This is a genomic window from Ignatzschineria sp. RMDPL8A, assembly GCF_029815055.1.
Taxonomy (GTDB): domain Bacteria; phylum Pseudomonadota; class Gammaproteobacteria; order Cardiobacteriales; family Wohlfahrtiimonadaceae; genus CALZBJ01.
On sequence record NZ_JAPPWA010000002.1, the window covers coordinates 1,837,492 to 1,848,963 of the forward strand.

At 45.2% G+C, this 11,472-nt stretch carries 8 protein-coding genes; 3 read left to right on the forward strand and 5 right to left on the reverse strand.

Going from position 1 to position 11,472, the window contains the following annotated elements; translation table 11 throughout:
• Window positions 1-22 precede the first annotated feature (22 nt).
• Window positions 23-1,054 (reverse strand): asparaginase, encoded by a 1,032-nt coding sequence (locus OXI21_RS09705; protein WP_279619378.1) that lies wholly within the window; start codon window positions 1,052-1,054, stop codon window positions 23-25.
• A 148-nt stretch (window positions 1,055-1,202) separates the two neighbouring features.
• Between OXI21_RS09705 and OXI21_RS09710 the strand changes: the two genes are divergently transcribed.
• The 3 genes from OXI21_RS09710 to rbsK are packed head-to-tail and all read left to right on the forward strand — an operon-like array spanning window position 1,203 to window position 4,486.
• Window positions 1,203-2,150, forward strand: a complete 948-nt coding sequence (locus tag OXI21_RS09710; protein WP_279619379.1) for a nucleoside hydrolase — start codon at window positions 1,203-1,205, stop codon at window positions 2,148-2,150.
• Window positions 2,147-3,550 (forward strand): MFS transporter, encoded by a 1,404-nt coding sequence (locus OXI21_RS09715; RefSeq protein WP_279619380.1) that lies wholly within the window; start codon window positions 2,147-2,149, stop codon window positions 3,548-3,550. Before OXI21_RS09710 ends, OXI21_RS09715 begins: the two co-directional genes overlap by 4 nt.
• A 9-nt stretch (window positions 3,551-3,559) precedes the next feature.
• Window positions 3,560-4,486 (forward strand): ribokinase, encoded by a 927-nt coding sequence (gene rbsK / locus OXI21_RS09720; RefSeq protein WP_279619381.1) that lies wholly within the window; start codon window positions 3,560-3,562, stop codon window positions 4,484-4,486.
• 85 nt (window positions 4,487-4,571) lie between these two features.
• Here the strand turns inward: rbsK and recD are convergent, their stop codons facing one another.
• The 4 genes from recD to OXI21_RS09740 all read right to left on the reverse strand — a co-directional run bounded on the left by recD (window position 4,572) and on the right by OXI21_RS09740 (window position 11,271).
• Window positions 4,572-6,497, reverse strand: a complete 1,926-nt coding sequence (recD, locus tag OXI21_RS09725; RefSeq protein ID WP_279619382.1) for an exodeoxyribonuclease V subunit alpha — start codon at window positions 6,495-6,497, stop codon at window positions 4,572-4,574.
• Complete coding sequence (locus OXI21_RS09730) at window positions 6,472-7,026, reverse strand: hypothetical protein (protein WP_279619383.1); 555 nt, start codon at window positions 7,024-7,026, stop codon at window positions 6,472-6,474. Before OXI21_RS09730 ends, recD begins: the two co-directional genes overlap by 26 nt.
• Window positions 7,027-7,035: 9 nt before the next feature.
• A complete protein-coding gene (gene recB / locus OXI21_RS09735; RefSeq protein WP_279619384.1) occupies window positions 7,036-10,608 on the reverse strand; it encodes an exodeoxyribonuclease V subunit beta in 3,573 nt (1,190 codons plus the stop codon).
• Between the two features lie 117 nt (window positions 10,609-10,725).
• On the reverse strand, window positions 10,726-11,271 hold the full coding sequence (locus tag OXI21_RS09740) for a rhodanese-like domain-containing protein (protein WP_279619385.1): 546 nt from the start codon (window positions 11,269-11,271) through the stop codon (window positions 10,726-10,728).
• Window positions 11,272-11,472 lie beyond the last annotated feature (201 nt).

Sequence of the window (11,472 nt, forward strand, 5' to 3'; positions counted from 1 at the left end):
AACAAACTCTCTAAATCATCATTTAAAATATTTGAAACAATTGAACCATATCTGCTTTAAAATACCCTGCATAAATCCCAAGCATTAATAGGATTCGCGCCTTTTGTGGATTAAGATCTCGCGCAGGAATGAATAGATCCTCATAACTCTTGATCGCAACCACATACCCGCTGCCTACCCGTCTACTCATCACCAGCGCTATCCCCTGTTGTTGAGCCTTTTTAAGCGCCATCTCTTCTGCTTTTGAAACACGCCCCGCGCCCGTTCCCGCAACCACGATGCCCTGATAGTGAGTATTTAATAGCGCCTCAATCATCACACTCTCCGCCCCCGAATAGGAATAACTAATAGCGACTTTCGGGAGTTTAAGGGGCTTCCCATCAGCGCCTAAAAAAGGAAGGGTCGAGAACTTACTATTGAGTGTATGTCTCTTAGCCGGCGTTGCAGTAAAATGAGTCTCGTCATCTGGTTCAATCGATCCGATCGGACCTGTGCTTGGAGATTGAAAAGTTTCTAAATGATAGGTGGCGGTTTTAGTGACATCGCGGGCAGAATAGATCCGGTTATTCGCCACAACCAATACGCCTTTCCCGTGTGAGGAATCGCTCGCGGCAACTAAAAACGCATCATAAAGATTACTCAGCGCATCAGAACTTAGGTGGGTAAAGGGGCGTTGCGCGCCGGTTAATACCACCGGTTTATCACTCTTTAACGTTAGGTGGAGAAAATAGGCCGTCTCTTCCAAAGTATTGGTGCCGTGCGTGATTACAACGCCATCAAATCCATCATCATTTAACGCTCTATCGCAAGCCGTTTTCAGCATGATCCACTCATCGGTTCCCATCTCGGTACTGCTAATTCGCGCATAGTTTTTAACGGTAATGTCGTAGCGTATGCTCACCTCTGGAAGCGCCTTTAAAAAGTCTTCGCCAAGATAATGGCCCGAACGATATTGCGCCCGATCGAGCGGAGAGTGATGGTGCGCCGAAATCGTGCCGCCGGTAGTGATCAACAGCACTCTTTTCTTTGGATGTTTGTTGATAGTTGCTCTCATTACCCCTCCTGATCTGTGGTCTTTTCTTGGCGTTTTTCTACATTTTTTGATTATTCTCTATTATCTCAACCGATGTTAAAGATTCTTCAATTTCATTTACTATAATAGATATTATGCCGATTTATAGCTAACTTAAGAGGAAATAATCATGACGCGTAAAATTATTCTCGACTGCGATCCTGGCCACGATGATGCCATTGCCCTTCTGCTTGCCCATGGAAATCCCAATATCGAACTCCTTGCGGTGACCACCGTTGTGGGCAACCAAACCCTTGAAAAAGTGACGCGAAATGCGCGCTCCATTGCGAAAATTGCCAATATTACCGGCGTGCCTTTTGCCGCAGGATGTGTGCGTCCACTTGTCCGCGAGATTGAAATTGCACCAAGCGTTCATGGTGAATCGGGGCTTGATGGACCAGAACTTCCCGAGCCGGAATTGCCGCTTGATCCGCGTCACGCTGTTGATCTGATTATCGACACCATTATGAGTCATGAGCCAAAAACGGTGACGCTTGTGCCCACCGGCGGGCTCACCAATATCGCGATGGCGGTCCGCAAAGAGCCGCGCATTGTGGAGCGGGTGAAAGAGATTGTCCTTATGGGCGGTGGCTATCACGTTGGGAATTGGAGCGCCGTCGCTGAGTTTAATATCAAAATCGACCCAGAAGCGGCGCACATTGTCTTTAATGAAAAATGGCCGCTGACAATGGTGGGACTCGATCTAACGCATCAAGCGCTTGCAACGCCGGAAGTGGTGGAGAAAATCCGCGCGATCGGCACAAAGCCCGCTCAATTTGTGGTGGAATTATTAGAATGCTTTGGCAAAATGTATAAAAAAGCGCAAGGCTTTGACCATCCCCCTGTCCACGATCCATGCGCTGTGGCTTATGTGATCGACCCAAATGTAATGACAACGCGCAAAGTGCCCGTGGATATTGAACTGACCGGCACTTTAACCTTAGGCATGACTGTGGCCGATTTTAGAAATCCTCCCGAGCCCGATTGCCATACACAAGTGGCGGTCAAACTCGATCATGGCTATTTCTGGGATCTGATTGTCGATGCATTAGAGCGAATCGGTGAGGTGGATGCATGAGTCACGCCCCCGTTCATGAAAAATCCCAAAGCGTCGTGCCCTTAATGATCGCGCTTTTGGTCGCTTGTATGGCGTTCCAGCTCAATGCGAGTATGCTCAATCCGGTGCTCGTCACCATTACTGAAAGTTTAAATACCAATGAAGCGACGATCGGTTTAACGCAGACCGCCTTTTTTATGTCGGCGGCCCTCTTTTCAATCTTTGTGCCCCGATTAAGTGATATCGTTGGGCGCAAAAAGATGCTCTTTAGCCTGATTGCCATCACCACCATTGGCGGCGTTTTAGCGGCGATCACCCCTAACGTTGAGCTCTATTTTGTCGCGCGGATTATTCAAGGGGTATCCGGCCCCGTGGTGCCGCTTTGTCTATTGATGCTCCATCATGAAATTGATGACCCTAAACGCTACGGCATGCTGATGGGAATTGTTACCGCAGTTAATGGGGGCATTGCGGGAATTGATGCTTTTTTAGGTGGTTATATCGCCACAAACTTTGGCTTTCGTCCCGTTTTTTGGTTTATCGCTGCCGTTGGCATTATCGCACTCTTTTTTATTGCCAAAGGCACGCCTGAATCAAAACCTTCAAAGGGGCAACGCATGGATTGGAAAGGCGTCAGCTTTTTAGTGGCCTCACTTGCTGGATTTTTAATGGCGCTCAATCAAGCAGGAAAACTTGCCGATACCAACTGGGGCTTTATCGTGATCTCGATGATCATCGCCATTGTCGCCTTTATCCTCTTCCTCCGCACTGAAAAAAGCGAAGCTGAACCGCTCGTCACCATTCCCCATTTAAAACGCCGTTCAACGTGGGCGCTCCTTCTTACCACCATTCTCACCATGACCGGGATTTTTGCGGTGGTCAATGGACTTGCCGTTTCGCTGGCGCAAAATAGTGATTTTGGCTTTGGATTTACCGCTAATAAATCGGCTCTTCTTCTGCTAACCCCCTACGCACTTGTTGGCTGGGCGGTTGGGCCTTTTATGGGACGTTTAGCGCCTTCATTGGGCTATAATCGCATCCTTCGACTCGGGCTTTTAGGGAGTGCCATCGGCGTCTTTATTATGATGCAATACGGACTCTCTTCCTTCCCCGTTTTAGCCGGCATGACCTTCCTTTTAGGGATCACTTATGCAGGAACGGCCAATATTATCTTAAATGGTCTTGGCGTTGTGCTCTCCCCGAAAGAAAATCCGGGCTTTCTTCCCGGCATGAATGCAGCGGCGTTTCACCTTGGCGCGGGTTTAAGTTTTGCGCTTCTTCCAGCGGTGCAATTTCTCGCGGAGGATTCAATAGTAGGCTATTATAACGGTATGATGCTTGGGTTAATTATCACGATTGTGGCGTTTTTAGTCTCATTTATTATCCCGAGCCCTACCCTCGAATCAGACCCTGCAGCCTAAGGAGATTTCATGAAAAAAATTCTTGTAATTGGCTCCATTAACGTGGATTTAGTCTTTAATACCGAGCATCTTCCGCTCAAAGGGGAGACGCTGTTTGCCAAGCATTTTGAAACGCATTTCGGCGGAAAAGGGGCGAATCAAGCCTTTACTGCTGGTCGGCTTGGCGCGGATGTTGAGCTAATGGGCGTTGTGGGCGATGATGATTACGGGCGCACTTCAAAACACAATCTGCAGCATAATGGCTGTGTCGCCGTTGATCGTATTGCGATGACGGACAAATTCACAACGGGGATTGCCAACATTGTGGTCGCGAAAAATGGCGATAATCATATTATTGTCAACTCCGGGGCAAACTTTCACTTTGAGCCCGATTATATCGATACGATTAAAACGGTGATCGACGAAAAAGAGATCATTATCTTTCAACTTGAGATCCCGCTTGAGGTGGTTGAAGCGCTCGCGAAATATGCCAAAGACAATGGAAAAACGGTGATCTTAAATCCGGCGCCCGGGGCAAAACTCTCCGATGAGCTGCTTCAAAATACCGACTATTTAGTCCCGAATGAAACGGAGCTCGCGATTTTAAGTGGTCTTCCCACCAACACGCCCGAAAAGGCGATTGCTGCGGCGAAAATGTTGCAAAAAGCGCATAAAATTCCGGCACTCATTGTCACGCTTGGAGAGCATGGATCATACTTTGTCAAAGCCGATGAAGCCCTGCATATCCCCATTCATAAGGTCAATGCCGTTGATACCACGTGCGCGGGCGATAGCTATATTGGCGCATTTGCCTATATGCTGGCAAAAGGCGCTCCAACCCGTGAGGCGTTACAGTTTGCCGCGAAAGTCAGCGCTCTTGTAGTAACGAAAAAAGGCGCGCAATCATCGGTGCCCGCTCTATCGGAAGTGGAAGCATATTTTGGCGAAACCGCGTAACAGGTGTACTCATTAACCAGATAAAAATACAATCAATAAGTCAAAAATCCCTCATGAGACTTCCTCTGAGGGATTTTTTATACCGTTAAAAAAGCGAAAGTTGCAACTCGCTTGACAGCCCCTCTTTAGCCTGTTCCGCTAAAAACTCTGGCTTTTTAAGCGCGACCGAAAGCCGTTTTTGAATGGCACTAAACCGCTGCGCCCGTTGCATTAATGAAGCGCGAATTGCCCCTTCGGAGCTAAAGATAATCGCCTCTTTTTTCGCCCGGGTAAGCCCTGTATAGAAAAGCTCGGTACTTAAAAAGGCCGACTCATATTCGGCTAAAAAGAGTATCACCCGCTCAAATTCACTTCCCTGCGATTTATGCACCGTCATCGCAAAAGCGTGATTAAACTGCGGTAAGGAATGGATCGAAAAGGCGCGAAGTTCGTTATCAATTTCAAAAAATGCCCGTAGTCGCCCTTCCTCTTCTAAAATCAGCCCAATATCCCCATTAAAAAGTCCATATTCATAATCGTTTTCTTCAATCATAATGGCGAGCCCATGATAAAACGCCATATTGTAGGTGGTCGGAAAGAGCGTTTTAGCAATAAGGTGATTAAGGCGCTCGATTCCATAATCCCCGCGCCGCTGAATCGCTAATACGCGTGCGCTGTTAAACGCTGAAAAGATCGCTTGTTTCGTACTATTTGGGGCGAGAATGGCATCAAGATAGGGCTGATAAAAAGCGCGTAATTCCGTAGATAAGACGCTCTCTTCAATCGGGAGCGTGTGGTACCCAATCAGCGGATCATGGCTCGTTAAAATCCCCATCACATCACGAATTTTCTGCTGAGTATCAAAATAATTATGGGTATAAGTATTGATCCGTTTGGCCAATCGCCCCAGCGTCGAGGCATCATCAAACCGGTAACTTTTCTTTAACAAAGAGAAATAATTCGCCGGATAAATCTCCGAATTGACCGGAAGCGATACGCCCGTAAGCACCTCAATCGTTTGACTATGACGACTAGTATAATTTTCCGTAAAGGCAAGTTCACTCATAATCGAGCCTGCTTCAACCGAGGCAAGCTGATCTTTATCACCCAGGAAAATAATGCGCGCATGAGCGGGTAACGCCTCAATCAGATCCACAAAAAGCTGGAGATCGATCATCGACGCCTCATCGACAACAAGGAGATCAAGCGTCAACGGATTTTGCGCATGATAGCGTGTTTTTTTACTAATGGGATGAATCCCAAGCAGGCGGTGAATCGTATAACTTTCGCTCGGAATCTGCTTTAAGATATCGTTCTCAATCTCCGTTAATGCCTGCGCTTTTTGCTCATTAATCGATTCTGTTAATCGCGCTGCGGCCTTCCCTGTAGGCGCGGCTAACACCATTTTAAGTGGCGCTTGCCCGCTCTCTTTCGCCGCTTCCTGTAAAATCGCTAAAATCTTAAATACGGTCGTCGTTTTTCCGGTTCCAGGCCCACCAGAAATAACCGATAAATATTGAATCAAGCTATTAGCCGCCGCCACCTTTTGCCAATCGATCTCAGATTGTGCATCACTTGTGCTAAAATAACGGTCTAAAAGCCCTTGAAAACGTACTAAACGCTCCTCTGAAAATTGAGTATCCACCTGATGCTTTAGCACAAACTCAACGAGTTTCCCCTCTTGCTGATAATTTTTAGCAAGGTAAATACCCCACTCACTTTTTATCAATGCAGGACTCTCAAGCGCGATATCACGCCAATCGGTTTCTAGGGAGAGATTAGCCTCTTTTAACAGCTCAAATCCTAAGTTTCGCACCGTTTCATCAGGCTCTTCACTGAACCATTTTGCTGGTGCATTAAGATAATCAAACGTCGCGAGCGTATGCCCAAATCGATAGGCGCGACTGACCAATAGAGCAAGAAGCTGTAACTCTTTATTTTGCTCTCCAATCAGTTTTGCAAAATAATAATCGAGCTCAGAAAATACGCCGGCCTCCAAACCATAATTAACGGCAAATTGATTGGTTAGCATCGGTATTCTCCTTTTCAATATAGTGTTGTAATGCGTCTGTTAGCTCGCTTAAAAGCGCAACGGAATCGTGATCAACCGGAAGTAGTGCTACTTTTTTTGCCGCCCAACTTGATTTTACGCCCACCGCACTTGAATAAAAAACTTCCCCATTATCAAACCTATTTTTATGGATAAATCGATGCCCGCCACAACTCTCTTTCGTCAGCCCAATCACCGGAATTTTGCGCAATAGATAATCATAAAGATAGAGCCCAACGCCATATTGCCCCGAACGCGAGCGCTCATAAACACAATTATTAATTAAAATCACATCTATCTTAATCGACTTTGGAATCTGCTTTAAAATCGCAATTTTAACCGGCACTTCGCGCACAAATGAGCGCTGATCGCTCTGATCCTGTTGGCTAAATGTTGCGTAATAATACTCGCCACCGGATGGATTTTCCCAATCAGTGAAGAGTGTCCCGACTGCATAGGATCTATTTTGAAAATGCGCGGTAACCATAGCAAGAATTGTCTCTTTCATCATAATCAATCCTTACTTCGCATCAAAATAATCCATGATCTTTTCGATCACAGACCACGCCGGTTTATGATGATAAATACCATCGCCGCTCGCATCACCTCGCATTCCGCGCAAAAAGAGATAATAGATGCCACCAAAATCGGTTTCATAATTAAACTCAGGATGTTTAAGGCGCAAAAACTTCACCAGCGCCACGGTATAGAGCAGATATTGCCAATCATAATAGGCCTCATCCATCGCCGTTTGCATCGATTCTTGCTGATAATCCTCGCAAGATTCCCCTAAAAAGTTACTCTTATAGTCACAGATATAATATTTTCCTTGCCAGATAAAAGTAAGGTCAATAAACCCTTTTAGCATCCCCGTGAGCGCTTTAAATGTGAGCTTTGCCGGGCGTGTCCGCGTACGATTTTCCATCAAAAATTGATTGATCGGCTCTGGAGTAATATCGCGGCGAATGGGGAATAAAAATTCAAGCTCATTGGTGTGCTGATCGTTTGATAAAATCGTACCCAGCGTCATCATTTCATCGTCTTGATTTAATGGCGTTTGCAAGATTCCGACAAACCAATCTTTAAGATCAAGCGTTGCGCAATCGAGCTCATCGGCAAGAGATAGATAGAGCGGTGAGCGCTTAATCGCCTCGCTTAAAATCGCTTCATCACCGAGCTCAAGCGGTGAATAATTCTCTAAAAGATCGTGTAAGAATGTTCCGGCAACCGCCCCTTTCGGGAAATGAAGTTGCGCCTTTGGGAGCGGCGTTTGAATTTCGGTTTGATCGGGATTTTTCTCCTCCTGAATCGGCATCTCATCAAAACGTTCGTCCTGGAAATGGGTCACTTCCGCTTTATACGAAAGATGCGAAAAACTCGTAAAGCGCCAAATATTAGGAATATAGCGATTCATGCGGGCAGCGCTTAACTCAGGTTCTGCCGTTTTTTCTTCAAATACTCGATCTAAAATATGCTCAGGCACCTCAGTAATATCAATAATACCCGGCTTGATGAGCGTTTCAGGAAGCGTTGCATTTACCTCCGTTAACCCCAAAATTGAGCCGATCGCACTTTGATGCGTCACACTTGAACGCCGGGACATGAGATGGCTCGCAAAACCCACGCGACAATGGAATTTACTACGAGTCATCGCCACATATAAAAGGCGCACCGCTTCCGCAAATTCCTCATCTAAAATCTGCTCTTTAATCGTTTCCGATGGGGTAAAACTGTAGCGAATCCGCTCTTTTTCCTTATCATAATAGGAGACCGGATCGCGATAACTCACGGGGCTCACCGCAAATGGTAGATAAACAATGGGAAATTCAAGCCCTTTAGATTTATGATAGGTAAGAATTTTGATCGCCTCAAAATCACTCTCAAGCCGCTGGTGATAGACCTCTTCCGTCTCTCCGCGCTCGCGCTCCTCTTTAAACCACGCGAGTAACAACTCATCGGTTGCCATTTTTTGCGCTTGGAGCAATTCTGCAAGGTGGAAAAGATCGGTAATTAGGCGCTCACCATCGGGCAATACCCGCAAGCGCGCGAGTCGATCGCCCCGCATCATAAAATGACGTACCATTCCAAGTACACCAATTCGATCCCATAATTCTTTAAGCTCATGACGCTCTTCAAGCATCGCTTCATAACGCTCGGGATCGCTCATCACCTCAAAATACTCATCAAGCGACAATCCATACAAAAGTGAAGCAAAACTGCGCTTTGTTAAAGAAAAATCACGAAAATAGAGCAGACTTTCTAAGAAAAGCGCAAGCTCATCGGCCATTTCCGAATGAAATACATTGCTTCGATCCGAGAGATAGACCGCATTTAAATTTCGCTTAAAAAGCGCCTCTTTTAACACCCGAGCTTCATGAACACTGCGAACTAAAAAGGTAATATCTGCCGGAATAATTTTGCGTCGAGCCCCATTAGTTTCAATCTCACCATGATAGAGAAGCTCCACCACATCATCGGCAAAAAAGTTGGCATAAAACTCGGTATATTCCTCACGATTTACCTCTGCCGATAGATTAAAAAAGCGCATCCCCACCTCTTCATCTCCCTTTAAATAGAGATGTTCGGCTAGCGCTTTCTCAGGATACTTAACGGGATAAAAGGGAATGTTTTCCTCTAAAAAGGGATTGACTGATCCTTTAAAAAAGTGGTTCACACCCTCAATCATCTTCGAGGAGGAACGATAGTTAGTATCGAGTGTATAGTGAAGATCGACACCTTTTTTAGCACTGAGATAGGCATAAATATCAGCGCCACGGAATTTATAGATCGATTGTTTCGGGTCCCCGATCATGATAAAGGGGATCTGGTTCGCCTCACCAAATAGAGTCTGGAAAATTGAGAGCTGATAATAGTCCGTATCTTGAAACTCATCGATCATCACCGCTTGATATTGTTCGCGCACATGGGCTAAAAGCCGCTCTGGACGTTTTGCGAGCACGCCATCGAGTTTAATTAAAATATCATCAAAGTTGAGCTCGCCCGCATCATGTTTAAGCACCTCAAATTCATTATAAACCCGATACGCCGCATAGAGTTTAAGCCGTTTTTCGAGATTAAAGGCATGGGCAAACGCTAAAAACTGATCAACTAAATTAAAAAGCGGATGCTCAGGAGGCGTGCCCCCTGTTTTCGTCTTCTCATACAATGCCTCTTGAGAAAAACGCGATAGTTCATCTGGATAATTAAACCCTGCTTCATTACAGAAATCGGAGACTTTATTAGCCCAATTAGGCAGGTTTTTTGCGGAATAGCTGCGCTTATCAATGCCCGAGGATTGAATAATCGCAACGGCCTCTGCCCCAAAGGTTTTCCAACTCTCTTTAAGCGTCGCCATCTTCGTTTGATATTCGTGAAGACCGGCATCAAGCGCCTCAAACGAGGTGATTAAATTGGGCTCATCTTCAAACAACTTTGGATTTTGAATATAAGGGCGCACCGTTCCTAAGAGCGATTTACTCTTTGCAAAAGGGAGCGCATCCATTCGATTCGCAACGGGCTCGCCAAAATAATCAAGAACACATGCCACAAGTTCAGGATTAAACCGATAAAAATCTTTACGCCATACAATGCGGCAACTCTCTTCAAGCAGGTCATTGAGCTCGCTATTTAGCTCAAATTCAAACTCAAGTCCTGTCGCTAAGGCACTTTGACTTAAAATTCGCTGACAAAATCCATGAATTGTGAAAATTGCCGCCTGATCAATCGTACGCTCAGCTTCAATTAAACGAAGAATCGCTTCTCTTCGGGCCGCTTCATCAAAAAGAAAAGGCTCAAGCAGTGTAACGAGCGTCTCATCAAAGGCCTCAACTTCTTGCGAGATTAAACACTCTTTACTCTCAACAATACGCTTAAAAATTCGCTCTTTTAATTCAGCCGTAGCGGCATTCGTGAAGGTAACAATCAGTAGCTCTTCAAGCTTTAATGGACGCTCTTTTTCGGTCAGCCCAAGTAAAAATCGAAGCACAAGTGAGGTGATCGTATAGGTTTTTCCTGTCCCTGCCGACGCCTCAATCAATATATTGCCCTCAAGCGATGCCTCGAGTGCATTTAAAATAATGGGTTGCTGTTTCATAGAACGATTATACAAGATAACTTTGTGAGATGTGAGGATTAGCCTATTTTACAAGAAAATAAAAAAGCCTCCAACGGTTGTTGCAGGCTCTCTAAATTAAGGATTAATCTCTATCCATTATTTATCCGTGCGATAAATCTTATCACCACTCATTTTCTGCCCCCAAGGTAAGTTGGAATTTTGCCAACCATTTTGCAAGCGAAATCCCTTCTGCTCACCCTCTTTAATCACATCCCCTTGGAAACCATTAATCACGTAGTGTGCATTGTTAAAGCCTGCTTCGCGAAGCACATCCGCACTTGGCTTACCGCGCTCACTTCCTGAACGGCACATCGTTACAACCATCGTATCTTTTGAAAGACCACGAGCGGTTAACGCCTCTTCAACTTGCTCTGCAAAATCGGTATTTTTATTGAGTTGAAACACGCCCTTTTCATCATTCCAACTGTTGCGATCAACCGTCATAAAGGGAATGTTTAGATCGACAACATCGGTGCTTCCAACGAACATGATTTCAACAGGATCACGGACATCAATGAATAAAACCGCCGTTTCATTTTTTGTCTTTAACTCATAGACCTCTTGTGCCGTCATACCAATATCATCAGCTGCAAAACCCCAAGAAGCCACTAATAACAGACTCGACATTAATAATTTTTTCATAGTGCTAAATCTCATTTTTATAATTAATCAGACCAAAACATTATTTTATCAAATATTCTGTTTTTTAATATATTAAAACTTGATTTTGAGAGCAGATGAGAGATAAATAGACAAATTATAAACTTCAAATCTGCCCTCCATCGCTTCCAGACTCTCATTTCCCGCAGGCAAAGAAAAAGCCTCTAGCTGTGTTAGCTGTGT